This window comes from Psychrosphaera saromensis (assembly GCF_002954545.1).
GTDB lineage: Bacteria > Pseudomonadota > Gammaproteobacteria > Enterobacterales > Alteromonadaceae > Psychrosphaera > Psychrosphaera saromensis.
On sequence record NZ_MSCH01000003.1, the window covers coordinates 3,093,280 to 3,111,971 of the forward strand.

Annotated in this window: 16 protein-coding genes; 7 read left to right on the forward strand and 9 right to left on the reverse strand. The window is 37.2% G+C overall.

Annotation, left to right across the window (positions count from 1 at the left end):
- Positions 1-37: 37 nt before the first annotated feature.
- Positions 38-1,678 (reverse strand): BspA family leucine-rich repeat surface protein, encoded by a 1,641-nt coding sequence (locus BTO11_RS13960; RefSeq protein ID WP_105053165.1) that lies wholly within the window; start codon positions 1,676-1,678, stop codon positions 38-40.
- A gap of 278 nt (positions 1,679-1,956) precedes the next feature.
- Here BTO11_RS13960 and trhA point away from each other — a divergent pair, with 278 nt between their 5' ends.
- Complete coding sequence (trhA, locus tag BTO11_RS13965) at positions 1,957-2,625, forward strand: PAQR family membrane homeostasis protein TrhA (protein ID WP_105053166.1); 669 nt, start codon at positions 1,957-1,959, stop codon at positions 2,623-2,625.
- A 73-nt stretch (positions 2,626-2,698) separates the two neighbouring features.
- Here the strand turns inward: trhA and BTO11_RS13970 are convergent, their stop codons facing one another.
- The 3 genes from BTO11_RS13970 to BTO11_RS13980 all read right to left on the reverse strand — a co-directional run bounded on the left by BTO11_RS13970 (position 2,699) and on the right by BTO11_RS13980 (position 6,152).
- Positions 2,699-4,078 carry an FtsX-like permease family protein gene (locus BTO11_RS13970; RefSeq protein ID WP_105053167.1) on the reverse strand — a complete coding sequence of 460 codons (1,380 nt, stop codon included), beginning with the start codon at positions 4,076-4,078 and terminating at the stop codon, positions 2,699-2,701.
- Between the two features lie 7 nt (positions 4,079-4,085).
- The gene (gene lolD, locus BTO11_RS13975; RefSeq protein ID WP_105053168.1) at positions 4,086-4,787 is read right to left on the reverse strand and encodes a lipoprotein-releasing ABC transporter ATP-binding protein LolD; all 702 of its coding nucleotides are present in this window, start codon (positions 4,785-4,787) and stop codon (positions 4,086-4,088) included.
- Positions 4,788-4,874: 87 nt separating this feature from the next.
- Positions 4,875-6,152 carry a lipoprotein-releasing ABC transporter permease subunit gene (locus BTO11_RS13980; RefSeq protein WP_105053169.1) on the reverse strand — a complete coding sequence of 426 codons (1,278 nt, stop codon included), beginning with the start codon at positions 6,150-6,152 and terminating at the stop codon, positions 4,875-4,877.
- Positions 6,153-6,333: 181 nt separating this feature from the next.
- Between BTO11_RS13980 and BTO11_RS13985 the strand changes: the two genes are divergently transcribed.
- Positions 6,334-6,969, forward strand: a complete 636-nt coding sequence (locus tag BTO11_RS13985; protein ID WP_105053170.1) for a PilZ domain-containing protein — start codon at positions 6,334-6,336, stop codon at positions 6,967-6,969.
- Positions 6,970-7,139: 170 nt separating this feature from the next.
- Here the strand turns inward: BTO11_RS13985 and BTO11_RS13990 are convergent, their stop codons facing one another.
- On the reverse strand, positions 7,140-7,709 hold the full coding sequence (locus tag BTO11_RS13990) for a hypothetical protein (RefSeq protein ID WP_105053171.1): 570 nt from the start codon (positions 7,707-7,709) through the stop codon (positions 7,140-7,142).
- Between the two features lie 300 nt (positions 7,710-8,009).
- On the opposite strand from BTO11_RS13990, the gene BTO11_RS13995 reads away from it, so the two are divergent.
- Positions 8,010-8,678, forward strand: a complete 669-nt coding sequence (locus tag BTO11_RS13995) for a TorF family putative porin (protein ID WP_105053172.1) — start codon at positions 8,010-8,012, stop codon at positions 8,676-8,678.
- A gap of 126 nt (positions 8,679-8,804) precedes the next feature.
- On the opposite strand, the gene BTO11_RS14000 is transcribed toward BTO11_RS13995, so the two are convergent.
- On the reverse strand, positions 8,805-9,281 hold the full coding sequence (locus BTO11_RS14000; protein ID WP_105053173.1) for a hypothetical protein: 477 nt from the start codon (positions 9,279-9,281) through the stop codon (positions 8,805-8,807).
- 527 nt (positions 9,282-9,808) lie between these two features.
- On the reverse strand, positions 9,809-10,243 hold the full coding sequence (locus BTO11_RS14005) for a hypothetical protein (protein WP_105053174.1): 435 nt from the start codon (positions 10,241-10,243) through the stop codon (positions 9,809-9,811).
- A 616-nt stretch (positions 10,244-10,859) separates the two neighbouring features.
- On the opposite strand from BTO11_RS14005, the gene mfd reads away from it, so the two are divergent.
- The 4 genes from mfd to BTO11_RS14025 are packed head-to-tail and all read left to right on the forward strand — an operon-like array spanning position 10,860 to position 16,728.
- The gene (gene mfd / locus BTO11_RS14010; RefSeq protein ID WP_373295164.1) at positions 10,860-14,363 is read left to right on the forward strand and encodes a transcription-repair coupling factor; all 3,504 of its coding nucleotides are present in this window, start codon (positions 10,860-10,862) and stop codon (positions 14,361-14,363) included.
- A 38-nt stretch (positions 14,364-14,401) separates the two neighbouring features.
- The gene (locus BTO11_RS14015) at positions 14,402-15,745 is read left to right on the forward strand and encodes a CsiV family protein (protein ID WP_105053175.1); all 1,344 of its coding nucleotides are present in this window, start codon (positions 14,402-14,404) and stop codon (positions 15,743-15,745) included.
- A gap of 36 nt (positions 15,746-15,781) precedes the next feature.
- Entirely contained in the window at positions 15,782-16,201 is a 420-nt protein-coding gene (locus BTO11_RS14020; RefSeq protein ID WP_105053176.1) for a hypothetical protein, read from the forward strand.
- A gap of 38 nt (positions 16,202-16,239) precedes the next feature.
- Positions 16,240-16,728: a GNAT family N-acetyltransferase gene (locus BTO11_RS14025; protein ID WP_105053177.1), complete on the forward strand. Its 489-nt coding sequence runs from the start codon at positions 16,240-16,242 to the stop codon at positions 16,726-16,728.
- Positions 16,729-16,789: 61 nt separating this feature from the next.
- Here the strand turns inward: BTO11_RS14025 and BTO11_RS14030 are convergent, their stop codons facing one another.
- Both BTO11_RS14030 and BTO11_RS14035 read right to left on the reverse strand, forming a co-directional pair.
- Positions 16,790-18,037, reverse strand: coding sequence for a phosphopentomutase (locus BTO11_RS14030; protein WP_105053178.1), 1,248 nt, complete (start codon positions 18,035-18,037; stop codon positions 16,790-16,792).
- Between the two features lie 56 nt (positions 18,038-18,093).
- A complete protein-coding gene (locus BTO11_RS14035) occupies positions 18,094-18,618 on the reverse strand; it encodes a cell division protein ZapC domain-containing protein (protein WP_181135918.1) in 525 nt (174 codons plus the stop codon).
- Positions 18,619-18,692 lie beyond the last annotated feature (74 nt).

The window sequence follows — 18,692 nt, forward strand, 5'->3', positions numbered from 1 at the left end:
TACAGCTTGATATGTGATCAATTGAAAGTCAGAGTTGTTAAGGTTGTAATCCACCATCATTAATTTCCCAATTATATGTATCTATAATTGATTGACGAGCGGCTTCACTGGCACTGCTGTAGTAAATACCATCAGCTCCAAATTCTACTTTTGTTTGTAAAATTTGTGCACTCCAAGCATTTAATAATGCATCATAGTAGTATGTAGATAACTCTGAATTACTGAACATATTACCCATATCCTTTACGTTAGACACATCCCAATCCCCCAAAGAGCTACCAAATGCAGTAGCACCTGAAAACATAGATGACATATCCATTACATTTGATACATCCCAACGATTTAATTCCTGAGAAAATATAGTAGCTCCAGCAAACATAGATGACATATCCGTTACATTTGATACATCCCAATTATTTAACCATTCATTGAACGCGCTAGCACCACTAAACATACTTGACATATCTGTCACTCTTGATACATCCCAATCATGTATTGGTTGATTGAACGCGCTAGCACCACTAAACATACTTGACATATCTGTCACTGTTGATAAATCCCAGTCATTTAATGGTTGATTGAACGTGGTAGCACCACTAAACATACTTGACATATCTGTCACTGTTGATACATCCCAGCCATTTAATGGATGGTCAAATGCAACAGCGCCTTCAAACATATGACTCATATCCTCCACATAAATTAACACCGGAATATCTGTCGCATTTATGACTAAATTTATAGCGGACTTAAACATATACGCCATGCTACGCCACTGAATATTCCCCCATTGTTCAACCGATGTTAATTTATCAATATCATCGTTATTTAAATTATTCATATGAGGGAATATTCCAATAATAGAAACCGTATAGGTGCCTGCTTCGTCATAGATATGGGTTACAGAATCAGTTTTATTCTCATCAACTTCACTACCATCCCCCCAATCAATTGAAAATTTATAATTATAACTTCCGGTAGGAATCGTAATTTCCTCATTTGGGCTAGTGGTTGTCCACGTAGTAACAAATGGAGTAGGAACAAGTACATTAACGTTTCTAGTTGCCAACCTCTCATTACCACTACTGTCTATTGCTTTGTACGTTACGGTGTAACTACCAATTACAGAGGTATCTATGTCATTAGTTTGAGTAACAATGACGTCACCATCATATTTATCATATGCAGTAGCTCCCAAATCCGTGTAGCTATTATTGGGAAGTAAATCAATTGTGTCATTACCAATTAAAGTAATTTTAGGGGCGGTTGTATCGACAACCATAATCGGGCATTCCACAACTGTAGAGTTACCACTGTAATCTGTTGTTGTATAGGTAATTATATATGTGCCCAAGGTAAGAGTATCTACACTTCCCTCTACCACAACGGTTAAAAGATCATCTTCAAGGTCAACAGCACCAGCTTTCGGTAGAGTATAATTCTTTGTATTATACTCTACTGTAATATAATCTACTGTAATATAATCTACTGTAATTCTACAACCGCCATTGATGATAATTACTGGGGGGTTTGTATCTGATTTTTCATCACTGCACGCCGTAATTAAAAATAATATTGCCAGAGTTGAAAGTGCTCTAATAATTGATTTTTTAAAGCTAAACTCAGTTACAAACGTTGTTAACGTTTGATATTTATTATTTATACTCTTTTTATTCATTAGATATCCCTTTCTTGATGCGCTTATAATAATGAAAGATTTATAGTAACATTAACTACTTTAATAAATTAAAACCTTAGCATAAGACAACAACCTCACCAATAGATTTTTTAAATTCCTCTTTGTTTTTATGGAGTTAAGTAGATTCAACCAATATAGATTAAGCTATAAAAACTTTTATTCCGATTAAAACTAATCTAATTACTATAATTCTTTCTTATGTAATAAACACCTGTTATCATTCAGCGAACACGTGTACGCTGAAAAGGTATTTATCTATGAATGATCAAGATATAAACGATTCAAACATCCCGAACCCTAATGCTAGTTATTCAATTAATGAAGAAATAGCTAACTCTGTTAGCCATGGCATTGGGGCGTTATTAAGTGTAGCTGGATTAACCTTATTATTGGTATCCGCCAGTGCAATTGAAAACACAGCGTTATTATTTAGCTATATTGTTTATGGCCTTAGTTTAATGAGCTTGTTTCTAGCTTCTACGCTTTATCATGCCTTTAGCCAACCGCAAATTAAAAAGCTATTTAAGCTATTTGATCATTGCGCTATTTATCTATTAATTGCAGGAACCTATACCCCTTTGATGGCAGTAACGCTAGGCGGTACATTAGGCTTTACTATGCTAGCGATTATTTGGGCATTAGCATTATTGGGTATTGGCTTTAAAATGAAGTTTGGTTCTCAATATAAAATAATATCCCTTGGCACTTATTTAGGGATGGGCTTTATTGCGTTATTTTTTGTTCCAACCTTATATGACGCATTATCTCATAACGGTTTTCTGTTCTTGGCATTTGGTGGGTTAAGTTACGCTTCTGGTGTGTATTTTTACGTGAATAAAAAAATACCGTTTAATCATGCTATTTGGCACCTATTTGTTTTAGGTGGCGCTATCAGTCATTTCTTTATGATTTACTTTTACGCGTAAAAACATCAAAAAAAGCTGAGGTATTAACCACAGCCTTATTATCTTCTACAATCTTCAATATGTTAAATATAAACTAACCAGAAATTAATTCTACAGGTGACAGTTTTGACGCTCTACTTGCTGGATATAAAGTAGCAAAGTATGCAATAACAAATGCCGTTACCGACACCACCAATACCTGAATAAGTTCTAATTCAGTTGGCAAATAATCAATAAAATACACTTCTCCATCTAACGCTTTAACGTTAAATAACTGTTCAATAACAGACAGCAATTCTGGGATGGACAAGGTTAACACGACACCCCATAAAATCCCCCAGGCTATGCCTTTAACCGCTGTTAACATTCCCATCATTACAAATACACGCTTTACGATAACAGGGGTTAAGCCCATGGTTTTTAATATACCAATGTCACTGTGTTTTTCCTGGATTGCCATAGTCAATGACGACACTATGTTAAAACAAGCTACCGACATGACTAGTACCATCACTAAATACATGATGTCTTTGACCATCACAATATCGTTATAAACATGGCCGTTGGTTCTAAACCAATCTAAGACATAAACATAATCGTGTAAACTGCTACCAATTTGACGCCCTAGTACTTGTGCATCAAATGGGTCGTTTAACCCTACTTTAACGCCTTCAGCCTGTTGTTCTGTCCAACCAAATTTTTCTTGAATAATACTTAGCGGCAAATAAACTTGGCCGTAATCCATTTGCCCACCCAATTGATAAATACCAACCAGGTTTGCTTTTAAGTACTTTGGCGCTGCCAGTTTGCCGGAGACTGACGTATTGGGGATAAGCAATTCAATGTCATCGTGTAACGACAAACCTAATTTATTCGCTAATCCTTGACCAATCACCGCTTCTACTTTATTTGCGTCTGCTGATGTTACGTCGGTCAATTGTGCTGCATTTATTCCAGTAGTGGCGACTGTAACAGCATTAACTGGTTCTTGAGTTAGCCAATGTCCTGCTTTAATATATTTATGGGTCGCATTAACGCTGGTTTCTAATTTGGCAGAAACACCATGGATGATCACCGCTTCCAAATCATTTTGCTGTTGCAGCATGGCATTTACTTTAATGTAAGGTGCAGCCCCTATCACATTCGGGTTTTTCAAAATGGCTGCTTGGGTTGCATGCCAGTTAGGTAAAGACCCTTGCACAGCTTCAAATTCAATATCTGGAACCACAGCTAATAAAGAGCTTTTTAACTCTCGTTCAAAACCATTCATTATTGACAAGCCAACAATCAAAGCGGCCACACCGACACTTATGCCTATTTTTGATGCGCGGTTAATAAAACGAATGTATTTATTTTGAAACGCAGCGTGATAATAACGTTTGGCAAACGTAGCCGCGAGCTTAAAAGATGGACTGATCAAAGATGAGCTTTTAATAGAATCTTTTTTAATAGATGAAGGGCTTATAATTGGCATAAATAGCTTAACTTATTAATCCGTCGTCGAGTTTGATCACTCTATTAAACCGAGCAGCCAACTCTAAATCATGAGTAACTACCACTAAACTTGTACCAAATTCTTGGTTAAGCTGCATAAACAATTTAAAGACATGTTCTGCATTTTCTTTGTCTAGATTACCTGTAGGCTCATCTGCCAATACCAATTTAGGTTTGTTGACCAATGCCCTAGCAATCGCGACTCGTTGGCGTTCACCACCAGATAACTGTGAAGGGTTATGATTCAAGCGATGCGACAAGCCAACCAATTCTAATAATTTGGTCGCTTCTTTATTGGCTTCTTGATTGCTCACACCTTTTATTAAAAGCGGCATAGCGACGTTCTCTACCGCGCTAAATTCCATTAACAAATGATGAAACTGGTAAATGAATCCCATATTCTCGTTTCTAAACGCAGCGCGTTCGGTTTCATTTAAACTGGTCACATCTTGTCCCAATATTTTAACGACACCTGAGCTTGGATTATCTAACATGCCTAATATATGTAACAAGGTACTTTTACCCGAGCCAGATTGACCCAAAATCGCAATTTGTTCGCCTTGTGCTATATCAAGGTTCACGCCTTTTAATACTTGCGTTGTCACCGTGTGTTCTTTAGATTTTGTATCTATTACATCGGCGTATTGCTTTACCACATTTTGGCATTCAACTAGCTTCATCTCTGACATTTTGTTACTCGTCTTATTATTCGTTTCGTTATTCATTGTAATTGTGGTGTTACTAATTTAGTGACCTATTACATTCGCTATTTTGTATTACTCATAACGTAATACATCTGCAGGCATTAACTGAGATGCTTTTTTCGCTGGATAAATACTGGCTAATAACGCAAGTACAATTGCCAAACTCACAATGTAAAATAACTTCATCCAACTAAAGTCAATTGGCAAACCTACACCGGCAACACCCAAAAAGTTAAGTCCTGTGGCATTCATAAAACCATTCAAATTTAAGGTTAAAAACGCACCTAAACCGCCGCCAAACAATGCACCTAAAATTCCGTTATACGCACCTTGAACAATAAATATATTTGATATGGTATTTTGTGTCATGCCTAAGGTTTTTAATATCGCAACTTCGTTCTGTTTTTTGGTGACCATCATCACCAGAGCCGACACTATATTAAATGCAGCCACACAAATAATTAAGCTCAACATAAACCACATCATGGTTTTTTCCATTTTCACTGCATCAAATAACTTACCGTGAGTGTCGTGCCAATTTTCTATTTTGTAATTTTCTGCTGGATAATACTCTGCCAACTTTTGCGCTACATCGTTCGCTAAAAACGCATCATTTAACACTAACCTTATACCTGCATTATCATTTGGTGGTTTTTTCATTAGTCGGTTTAAGTCTTGTGAGCGAACAAAAACAAGTTGTTCGTCAATTTCACTTTCAGTTTGAAACATTCCCACAATAGTAAACGTACGTTGGGATGGCATGCGCCCTATTGGCGTGTAATGGCTAGTTCCGCTGATCATTAATCTAACTTTATCGCCAATCCCCAGACCATATTCCATTGCTAAATATTGACCGACGACGACACCGTATTTAAAGTCCAAAAACTCAGACCAACTACCTTGCACTAAATGATTGGTCACACCTAAAGGGATAGAATCGTCACCGCTAATACCTTGCGCCATTACGCCTTTTAAATCTGACGGTAGCTGCATAATAGCAACCGACTGCACCAAAGGAAGTACTTGAATAATTTGCGCATTAAACGGCGCATTTTTAGTCACCGCATTAAACTGTTTAACCTTTAACGCCGCGTCTTTTTCTGATTTTGGGATGGATGTTTTATTTGATGAGTCATTCTTCGCTTGTATGATCACGTGCGGAACGGCACCTAAAATACGCTCTTTCAAAATACCTTCAAAGCCATCCATCACTGACATAACAAGAATTAAGGCCAGCACACCTAACGCAATGCCCGCCATGGAGAAAAAGGAAATAAAGCTAATGAATTTGCCATCTTTGGCTGCTTTTGAATAACGTAAGCCGATTTGTAAACTAATTGGGAGGTTCATGTAGATTCTATTTAGTTGATTAAAACTTGAATTTAGTTAGGTTGATTTTGCCTAAGCAGATAAATATTTTATGTAATTACTATATTAAATAATTATTAAGCTTCGATAATATGGTTTTCATTGCTAAAGTACAAGTTAATACCAATCGCTAACTTGCTAGAATATAACGTAGAGTAAAACAATGACTGACCAAGACCTAGAGCTGTTTGAAGAGTACTTCCAACTAGAACATCAAATTCCAGTTAACATCAAAGATGGCGGTACTTGGAACACAATTCCAGACATGGATAAATTTGACGCCATGATCCCAGCGGCATATAAAATCGCCTCGGAAATGCAAGGTTTAGAACAAAGCATGTTGCGCCCGTTACGACAACTTGGCGACGCTATAGAACCTTTAGCAGAATACTTAAAAGCCCAAAGTCGTAAAATAGACTTAATGATGAGCTACGTATTACAAAGCCAGGATGAAGACGATATCAAATTTAACGCACACTCTTATGGCGGTGGCGGTTTTGTATTCCAATCTGAACAAGAATTCACGTTAGATAATTGGATACAATGTAAGTTATTTTTTAATGAAGAAGCGGCGGCTGTTTTCTGCTTAGGTAAGATTGTAGAAATACAAACCGTTACTCCAAGCCAAGACGAATTAGACGGTAAAGCACAAGAGAATAAAACACCGGCCACTCCATACATTTATAAAGTCGTTTTCCACCGCATCCGTGATGAAGACCGAGAAGTGGTAGTAAGAGCGTCGCTGCATCAACAATCTAAGTTACTGTTGAACAAAACTAAGAACCGCTCAAATAAGTGATCGTTTCTAGTTTTCGTTTCCAGTGTTCGTTTCAAATAGTTAAGAGCTATCTAGTTAAGTGCTATCTAATTAAAAGCCCATTAGTTTGTACTAATCGGCTTTTAATTAATGAACCAGTCCCATTTCACTATTAGTATTTACTTATTTGAAATTTGTTTGATATTAGCTAGTTATTCTTTCATCAAATCACTAACAAATTCATCTGCCGTAGAATAAGTTCTGCCACCTAAATTGCCATGAGTACCATCTTCAGACCACAGTCCAACAACGCCTTTAACCGGATCATCTTCACTAAAACTTAATGTTTTTTCGTAAGTATAAAAATGGTAACCCTTATCACCCTTTTTAATTAAGACAAAAAAGCAATTTGTAAGTGACTTAGGTGTTGGAAAAGTAATCAGTGCGGCATCATGTTCAGGATAATATTTACTCGCCATTCCAGTTGCATAGTCCGCTGATATTATTTCAGCAGCAATACTTTGAAGTTTGGCCAAGTCCCTTTGCATCAAGTCAGCAAATAGTAAATCTCCACTAACACTGTCATAAGTTAATTCCGGTAATAACCTATGCTGAAAGTAATAGACCTTTTGAGATTCTGGAACTTCAGGTGCTTTTTCCGCAGACTCTTTTGTTTCTAATTCTAGGTTAACAGTATCAGCCAAAGGCTCAGTTGGTTTAGTTACTTGCGTGCTACTACAAGCACTTAAGGTTAGAACTAAAACAAGAATAAATAACTTCATAAACAATGCCTTTTTAAAAATATACATTTAATTAAAACCTAATACATAACAGAGACACTACTCTAGATTAAAACCCGCTAACTTTGTAGATCTATACTTCGTTATTGCTCGTTTTTCTCGATAGCTTTATATTTGAAGTTTTAGAATCTATTGGGATTAAAGATGACACAGATGACCATCTTAAATAGCCAATACAAAAGCAAACTAGGATATCCACTAATTGACAACTAAGCAGCTGACGTTTAGTCTGCCGCAATAAATAAAATGATGTATTTAATACTTTAAATGGATATGAAAACTATGATGAAAAAAATTATCGCAACTTCTTTATTAATTTTTACTGCTGCAGGCGTTCAAGCAAAAAGTACAGATCAAATTGGCTTTATGAGCGATTATTTATTCCGTGGTATTACTCAAACGGATCACGGTTTTGCCGCTTACGCCCAAACAAAAAAAACCACTGGAAATGGCTACGGTAAAATATCTTTTATCAATATTGATGCACCAGACAATGCTGAAGGCATTCCTGTGCAAATGGATGTGAGCTTTGGTTACAACAGTAAATTTGACGGTTTTAACATTGACCTAGAAGTGATCACATATAACTATTTGATTGACTCGAGAAGCGATGAGACTGAATTTAAAATAGGTACGTCTCTTACTCATAGTTTAGACATTGCTTTATATCGTGGTATTAAAAATAAAACCTTATACGCTGAAATCGTTTATGAGAAGTTTTTAACCAATCGTTTATACCTAGATGCTCATGTAGGTTACGCAACTCAAGATGACTCAGACGACAGCGCGCTTGACGCACGTGTAGAGTTAGGTCGTGACTTCCCAGAGTTTTACGGCATTGATATTTATGTAGCCGCTGACTTTATTACCGACACAACTCCGTATGGTAATAACAGCGACCAAGATGACTCTGAAGTTAGCTATGTTTTTGGTGTGCGTAAAAACTTCTAAAAATTCTGTAGAGCCATTACCTGAATAAGACTCAAGCCGATTTAATGTTATTAACGTTAATCGGCTTTTTTGTTGCTATTTTTATAGCGTAAGCAAGCAGCGTAAGTGAAGGTTATACCAATTTAATTAATATAATTTATCTTGTGGTTCGATAGCCCAAACCGCTTCATCTAACACTGTGTTTATATATTTGTTACCGACTATGTCGTAAATAAATATAGACACTAAAGTCCGTTTTCTTATGGCATCCCACTCAGTTACGCCTTTAAATAACCCAACTCCAGAAACGATTAAATCTAAATACCCATCTCTATTTACATCTACAAACTGATGTTTAAGTAAGTGATCTTGAAAAATAGTTCCATCATTATGTGAGTCGTACGTGTGAATATAAAGTCCACCAATATTAATACCACCATCACCACGAGAGGTAATACTAAATTTATAAGGCAAAGAAACACCACCACCAATATCCAGCGAGCCTTTTAATTCTTCGTAGGGGGCAAGTTTTTCCACTAAAGCGTAATCTATAATTGCAGCTGGCTCCTTTGATAAAGCATCAAAGCTAATAAGTGCTGCAACCAGCAATGTTAACGTTTTCATTTAGACCCTTTTAAAACAACGGTTATATCAGAAGGCAATCTTGTTGAATAGTCTTCTGATAATTCTAAAAAGAAGTTACTCTTTATTTACTTTTTCTATTGATAACAGATATTTACCACTGTTTCCAGATCTTTCCTGTATGCATTTACCGCATCAGACATCCTGTTTATTTAGATTTTAGTAATTGAATGCTTTGACTTTTATATTCTGCAATGTAGAGAGATAAATTATTCTCAATTGAGATAAAAACGATGTAGTTTAGTCATCTAAACAAGTCTGTTTGTGACAAAGAGTGATTAGGAAAATTTCGAGTTTGCGAGCTGCGAGTGGCGAGCTAAGAAATTAGCTCAACAGAAGATCAATAATGAAGTACGGATTGATGTGCGTATAAAAGCTCCATCATTGAGTTAATGTAAACTATTTCTTAACTTTTTTATGTTGTGAACAAGGCAATACATTTGCCATTTACTTTATCTTGTCGACGTAGCGCGGAATCAAAATGATCTGACCCCGTTGATTCTTTTCTTTTATTCTTTTTTTGCGTATTCTCGAACCAATTTCAATTTCGATTCAGCGAATTCTAATTGTGGTCGATACTTAAATGACCCATGGCAATGTGAGACATAGTTCTCAACGCTACTTTCTTTGGGGACATAGACTAAATACCTTTGCGTCGGGTATAAATCTAGACCGCAATTACTATAGGTTCTTAAAGATTCTACAGGGATAGCCGACTCTTTAAATGTCTCAATTGTGTTAAATGTTGCTTCAAGTACTTTGAGATACTCATCCTTCCGACTTTTATCTGTAATTGTAACTACTTTCAAAGACTGTACCTCAATAAGTAAAACTGCTTTAGCATCCCCAAATGACTCTTCAACAGACTTTAATCGACAAGAACAGCTTAAAGCATCATATGAGAACATGACACATATCAAAGTTAAGAATTGCAATATTTTCACATACCCTCCTACCCACATAAAACTTAATTTAGAGGCTTAAAATAACTGGCAGATTCATTGTGTTATAAAAATAAAATGAACATTCACTTTAATTTGAGCAGACATACAAGTCAATTAACTACTCACGAACCGTCAGGTTCGTTTTGCTTTTGCTTTTGCTTTTGAGTCTCCATCTAAATATTCCCGAAATAAAATAAGTTTTCCAAAATATGAGACAGGACGTCGAATAAGGGATGGTGTTCAGGGACGAATGTACATCCCGTTTTTGAGGATAAAACTTAATTTTATTGAGGATAAGAATATTGGTTAGGAGCGGCCTTTTTGGGTTACGTTTTTGGGCTGTTGCAAAAAGGTAACTTGCCGAGAGGCGAAACCTTAGAGTTAATTTAAATACGATGTAACAGCAATATAATTAAAGGAGTTCAGTTAAGTAAAATGTCATAGTAAAAATATAAATAAATCCCCCCACCTTTCATGGCCCCAACAAATAAAACACCCAAATAAAAAACATCACTCCGGGCTGATTCTTTTTTTATAACTCCATTCACGTTACACTAGCGGCAATATTGTCGTTTCAGTGGAATAATCAGTGTCTAATAAGGCTTCAACAGCGTCTTTGCCGTTAACAAAACTTACCAATTTGCCAATCCCAAAGGCCACGAGTTCAGCTAAGTCTGACAAGATATCCTGGGGACGATTGACGGGAAGCAGTAAAGCGCTAGCGATTGCAGAAAGTGCCTTATATTCAGACCGCGTAACGATAGTTATTACTGAAAGTACGCCAGCAGCCCACAGGCTTGAAGCTGAAATTGTTTCTTTGGTACCTGACGACTTTAAATTATTTACCTTCCCTGACTGGGAAATATTACCGTACGACACGTTTTCTCCGCATCAAGATATTATTTCACAGCGCTTATTAACTCTTTATCAGCTGCCTAAAATGACCAAAGGCATCGTTATTGTGCCAATTAGCACCTTGATGCATTTTTTAAGTCCAACCAAATATATTCAGGGTAATAGTTTTGTCTTTGCCGCTGGCGATACTAATAATATTTCGGCGTTAACCTTACAGTTAGAACAAAACGGTTATCGTCATGTTGAGCAGGTTATTGAACATGGTGAGTTTTCGGTTAGAGGCTCCATTTTAGATTTATTCCCAATGGGCAGCGACCAGCCTTTTCGCTTAGACTTTTTTGACGACGAAATAGATACCATACGTTACTTTGATCCTGAGTCTCAGCGCAGTAAAGACAAAGTCGAGTCTATTAACTTATTACCAGCTCACGAATTCCCTTTAGATGCCAAAGGCATTGAGTTATTTAGAAATAACTATCGTGAAGCGTTTACCATTAGAAATGAAAAAGACAGCTTATATAAGCTCGTCACCGAAGGCAGTTTCCCTGCGGGGATTGAGTATTACTTACCTTTGTTTTTTGACTCAGTTGCCACCTTGTTTGATTACTTTCCAGAAAATAGTCAAATCATTCAAGTTGGTGATATTAAGCAGCAGGCAGATCATTTCCTTGCCGATATTGAAAATAGATATGACAACTTAAACATTGACCCTTTACGACCTCTACTTGCACCGAGTCAGCTGTTTTTAGAAATTAATAAACTGTTTGCCCAGTTTAATAATTGGCCGTCAATTAAATTAGAAAAAGGGGTATTAACGAAAGGTGCTGGTAAGTTTAATGCCAATACCGAAGCGTTGCCAGACATCGCAATTGATAGCCAACTCAAATCGCCATTTAACAAGATCATCGCTTATGTGTTGGAACAAAAAGAACAACAAGGCCGGGTAATATTTAACGTTGAGTCTGCTGGGCGACGCGAAACCTTGTTAGAACTGTTAAAACAAGCGCAATTAAAACCAACTCAACACAGCAGTATTAGTGACTTTATCTTGTCAAATTCTGACATAGGTATAGTGATCACTTCCCTTGAGCACAGCTTTAGAATGCTGGCGTTAGTCGATAATAATTCTGTGCCTGTCACCTTTATTACAGAAACCGAATTACTTGGTGGCAGAGTCAGTCAGCGCCGTAAAAACAAGCGCACTAAAAACATTTCCACCGACGCATTAGTTCGTAACTTAGCCGAATTAAAAATAGACCAAGCCATTGTTCATATTGACCACGGTGTTGGTCGTTACCTTGGTTTACAAACCATAGATGCCGGCGGTATGGCAAGCGAGTTTGTCACCATTGAATATGCCAATGAAGCCAAACTATATGTGCCTGTTGGCAATTTACATTTATTAAGCCGTTACTCTGGTGGCGACACAGAAAGTGCCCCACTGAATAAATTAGGCTCAGATGCGTGGGAACGTGCTCGTAAAAAAGCCGCTGAAAAAATAAAAGATGTAGCTGCTGAGTTATTGGATATTTACGCTCAACGTGCAGCTAAACCTGGTTATGCATACAATTTGGATCGTGACGGTTATCGTCAATTCTCTGCGACTTTCCCGTTTGAAGAAACCGACGATCAACAAAGTGCAATTAACTCGGTTATTAACGACATGAAATCAAAAAATGCCATGGACAGATTGGTCTGTGGTGATGTTGGCTTTGGTAAAACCGAGGTTGCAATGCGTGCCGCTTATGTTGCGGTTAACGACGGTAAACAGGTTGCAGTATTAGTACCAACCACTTTGCTTGCACAACAACATTATGAAAATTTCTCTGACCGATTTGCCGACTGGCCAGTAAAAGTTGAAGTGTTATCTCGGTTTAAATCAGCCAAACAACAAACTGAAATTCTACAGCAATTAGAAAATGGTCAGGTAGACATAGTGGTTGGCACGCATAAATTAATTCAAGACAGCATTAAGTTTAAAGACTTAGGTTTATTGATCATTGATGAAGAACACAGGTTTGGTGTCAAACAAAAAGAAGCGATTAAGAAACTCCGTGCCGATGTGGACATATTAACGCTAACGGCTACGCCAATTCCAAGAACGTTAAACATGGCCATGAGTGGCATGCGTGACTTATCTATTATTGCTACTCCGCCGGCAAAACGTCTTGCGGTTAAAACCTTTGTGCGTACATACCAGCCTGAGCTAATTAAAGAAGCCATCATGCGGGAAACCAATCGTGGTGGTCAGGTTTACTTTTTACATAACAATGTAGAAACCATTGAGCAGCGCGCCAAAGAAATTGAAGCCTTAATGCCAGATGTAAGAGTAGTGGTTGCCCACGGTCAAATGCGTGAACGTGACTTGGAACGCATCATGAGCGACTTTTATCATCAAAGATACAATGTATTAATATGTACCACGATTATTGAAACCGGTATCGACGTACCGACAGCAAATACCATTATTATGGAACGAGCCGACCGTTTAGGTTTAGCACAACTGCATCAATTACGTGGCCGTGTGGGACGTTCGCATCATCAAGCTTATGCTTATTTATTAACACCACCGCCAAAATCAATTACTAAAGATGCGATGAAGCGTTTGGAAGCCATTGAGTCTCTTGAAGATTTAGGGGCAGGTTTTGCACTTGCCACACACGACTTAGAAATTCGTGGTGCTGGTGAATTATTAGGTGATGATCAAACCGGACAAATCCATACCATAGGTTTTACCTTGTACATGGAAATGTTAGAACAAGCGGTTGAAGCGTTAAAACAAGGCAAAGAGCTCACACTAGATGCCCTAACCTCAAAACAAACGGAAGTTGAATTACGCATACCTGCGTTATTACCAGATAGTTATATCCATGAAGTGAACATTCGCTTGAGTCTATACAAACGTATTGCAACTTGTACTAACGTTGATGAACTGAATGAAATTAAAGTAGAGCTGATTGACCGCTTTGGTTTACTACCGGATGCGGCTAAAAATCTATTTACCGTTGGTGAGTTTAGACAAAGAGCCCAGGCATTAGGTATTACTAAAATCGAAGGCGGCCCACGTGGTGGCAGCATAGAGTTTGGTGACAGTACCAAAGTCGACCCAGTATTTATTATTAGTTTAATTCAACAACATCCAAGTGTTTATAAACTCGATGGCGGGAACAAGCTTAAGTTTATATTAGAAAATAAAGATACCGAGGATAGAATAAAACTGATAAATTCGATGCTGAATGATTTTGAGCACAGATTAAAAAAGTAACACGGTATTAACCCATTATTAGATTAAAGGAAGTAAACTTGAGTCTGTTTAAGATTGAAGCGTTTAACGTAAATATGAAATTATTAGCATTAATGTCTGTATTGGTATTGGCGAGCTCATTTTCAGCCGATGTATTAGCCTTAAAAGTTGAAGCTGGACGCGTTCCAACGGCAAAATTAGTCGAAGGGATAAAGTCCCGCGATGGCCGTTGGTTTGAAGTTGAAATGATTGTTTTCAAACGCACCGATAACGTTAAATTACGTGAGCAGTTTTCTCAAAATGTAAAATCGTTAGTCGATGTTCGCCAGTGGGATCTTGTTCGTGAATTACTGCAACCTGACCTTTCTTACTATTTAACCGGTTTGCCTGAGTGCCATCAGGATAAAAACCCGCTTGCCGATGTAAAACTCAGTAAATTTTTATCTCCGTCTCAATTTTATAATCAGATGATGGCGTACCAGAGATTGATCAACGAAAAATGGCAGTTCACCAATGAATTGTGTTTGATGCCAAATGAATCTCTTGTGGGTTACTGGGATTTAGTCAATGATCTACCTCGTGTTGGTAGAAACAATTACACTCATGTTCCTTATTATGAAGTACCAAAAACAATTACCACAGGCGGTTATGATGACTTTCATAATGTGTATGTTATTGGTAAAAAAGATTTAAAACTCACAGCTCAATTTAACAAACTAGAAAGCAACCCGACTACCGAACCTATGCTGCATATTGGTTGGCGTCAGCCTGGTTTATCTAAACGTGATGCTCGACCTGTTTATATCATTGCAGGTAAAAACTATACCGATAAATTTAAATATGATGGTTCAGAAAAATTACCACCACTGTTGCCTAGTGAATTGGAGTTAGAAAGTCAACGTAATTTAGATGATGAAATTGATTTAGACTCACCATTTAGATACAAAAATAGCGTTCAGAGCTTTATGAGAAAGTTACAATCTGGTGCTGTGGTTGATTTTAAAAACAGAACATTAATCTATCCAAAACAACGTGAAATGCCTGCTGAAACTTGGCAAGTTGACGGTTTTATTAAAGTACATTTAGATCATTATTTATATATTGATGGTCAGTTTAACTTTAGAGAACTGAGCCAAATGAAAATAGACCCAATTAAGTTCTTAGCTCAGGTAACGAAAGATAAAGGCAGAACAAATGAACTGGATGACGGTTTAAGCTCACAGCAATCAGATGTGGATTCTTATGCTGAACTTGAAGCTGAAAACCCTGAAGATTTTGTCACAATTAATTATTTAAAAAATTATAACTTTAAACAAACAAGAAAATCTTACTCTGGCGATTTACATTATTTAGATCATCCTAAAATGGGTATTTTAATTCAAATTAGAAAGTATCGTCATTAGGAAAAGTTTAAAATCACAACCAAAACTAGGAATGTTATGGAAACCGACTTACCTATCACATTAAATATCAAAGGCTTATTTGAAGCTAATGATAAAAGCTCAGCGTTTTTGATCAGCAAATTAGAAGCTTGGTTAAACTTTAAAGCGCTAGGTGCCAATTGGTACGGTGATGAAACTTTGGTTGTGAATATAGACTTTACCATATTGCCAGAAAGCCAGTTTATGGACTTACAACTCGATACGGCAGACAATTGGATCCCAATTAATTTACCAGGATTAACCGCTGTATATAACCACGATATGAGCAAACAACACTTTAGCTGCATGGTCATGTTTTCTAACGACGAGTTAAGTGAAGCGATGAAAGACGGCTCAAAAGTAGAAAGTACTTTTCAGCTTAAACTAGCAGCTGCCGCTAATGTATTGGCCACTTATTATCATTTGCCAGCGCTTTAACTGATAGCCGTGATTTAAGAGATTAAAGGATAGTTATTATGTTCAAGCCGGTTACAAGCCAAGATGATATTAATCAAGTTGTTGAACTAGCTCACCTGATTTGGACTGAACATTACACGCCAATTATTGGTACGGAGCAAGTTGAGTATATGTTGACTCACTTCCATTCCAAGTCAGAAATTAGTAAACAAATCTCACAGCAAAACTATCACTTTTATCTAATAATCAACGATGATAAAGCGGTTGGTTATTGCGGCTTCCAGTTACAAGAAAACGACTTGTTTTTAAGTAAGCTGTATATTTTAAGTTCTCAACGTGGACAAGGTTTTGGTAAATTAGCCACTGACTTCATTATTCAATCGGCCAGAGATAATCATAAAAATAAAGTCTATTTAACCGTAAATAAACACAATCACGGTTCTATTAATGCCTATTACAATATAGGCTTTAACAAAGTCAAAGAGATATGTGTGGATATAGGTGGCGGTTATCAGATGGACGATTACCAATTGGAATTAGCTTTATAATCCCTACCTGCCCTATAAGGCTTAACAAGTTGTAACACTTACAACTTAATGTTGGCGTAAGTTAACTTTTTAACTGATTTAAGAACGATGTACCGTATTCCATTTTATCTAATTGGAATATCTCACAAATGGTTTGCCCCATATCGGCAAAAGTATCCCGCTTACCTAAGTTAACCGCTTGCATATTATGCTGATACACTAAAATCGGCACGTATTCTCTTGTGTGATCTGTGCCCTTCCAACTTGGATCGCAGCCGTGATCGGCCGTTATAAACAAAATATCGTCATCATTTAATGCCGCTAGTACGTCAGTCAAACGCGTATCAAAATATTCTAATGCTTGCGCATAACCTTTAATATCGCGTCTGTGACCAAAGTCTTGGTCAAAATTAACTAAGTTAGTAAAGATAATATGTTGCTCTGTTGACTGTGTGGTATCCGTCAACTGCTCAATGGTTTTATCTATTAACTGTTCAAGTCCTGTCGCTTTAATACTTTTGGTAATGCCTTGATGAGCGTATATATCTGCTATCTTGCCAATACTAGTCACTGTACCGCCTTGTGTGACGAGTTTGTCTAACATAGTTTCACTAGGTGGTAATACCGAAAAATCTCGACGGTTGCCCGTACGTTTGAATTCAGCGGCTTGTTCGCCTAAGAATGGACGTGCGATTACTCGACCAATATTATATTTGTCTAATAACTCGCGAGCGACTTCGCAAAAGTCATATAAACGTTGTAAACCAAAATGTTCTTCATGAGCCGCAACTTGCAATACACTGTCTACTGAGGTGTAGCAAATTGGTTGTTGATTCTGAATGTGTTGCTCACCGTGTTTAACTAAGATGTCAGTGCCTGGTGCATGACAATTTCCTAGAATTCCAGTTACTCCTGTTCTTGCGGTTAATTCGGTAATAAATTCTGTAGGGAAACTATTGGTTTTATCTTTGAAATATCCCCAGTCAAATAACACAGGAACGCCGGCCATTTCCCAATGACCGCTAGGTGTATCTTTACCTGTGGATATTTCCTGCATGTAACCGTATGCAGAAATTGGAGGAGTATTGCAGGGTAAGTCAATGTCTACATTGTTGGCTTGTTCACACGCTTTTAATAAACCGAGTTTAGCTAGATTAGGCAAATGTAGTTCTGGTGCTTCACCTTTTATAGAACGCTCTTGTATAGAAAGCTGTTTCATAAACTGATAAATATGAAAAAAAGTATTCGCACCAACATCGCCAAATTGCTCTGCATCTGCGCTACTGCCGATACCTAAACCGTCGGCAACTAATATTACAACTCTACTCATATGGCTCTGCTCATAACTGTACTCAATACATAAAGGTTTTTTATAAGTGTTTTTATCTATAAAGCTAAAGACTCTATATTAGACTTTTTCTCTAAACGGTCATTATGGACTCTAATTACCTGACCTTGATTAAAGACTCGGTTGGTATCAATTTGTTGTTGTTCGGATAAAAGCATAATAGTTGATGTTAGCTCATCGGTGTCAATAACCAAATAATAGCCAATAGACTTAGATTCAGTTTCTACTATATCGCCACTTTCAAAATAAAAACCTGGGTTGCCAATGGTCTCGAAGAGCCAACTTTTTGTCGCATAAGCACCGAGATAGTTATGCACGGCAGTGGCGTTAACGGCGATAGAAAATTGGGCTTGTGGGTTTAATTTAGTTAATGCTAATAACTCACGAAAGCGACTATAAACAACCGCATCTTCTGTGGTGAAGGGGATATGTTTTTGAGATGTAGTCAAAAGTTGTTGGCGAGAAAATAGCGTAGGGAATTGAATATCATTTGATAGATTCAAAATAAATTCATCTGAGTTTACATCGACTTGCCAATACCAATTCACCAGATTATTCTGCAACGCTAACCACCTAATAATAGAAAAATTTTTCGCAATTAATGTAACTGAGTTTTGCATGCAAAACCAGCCATAAT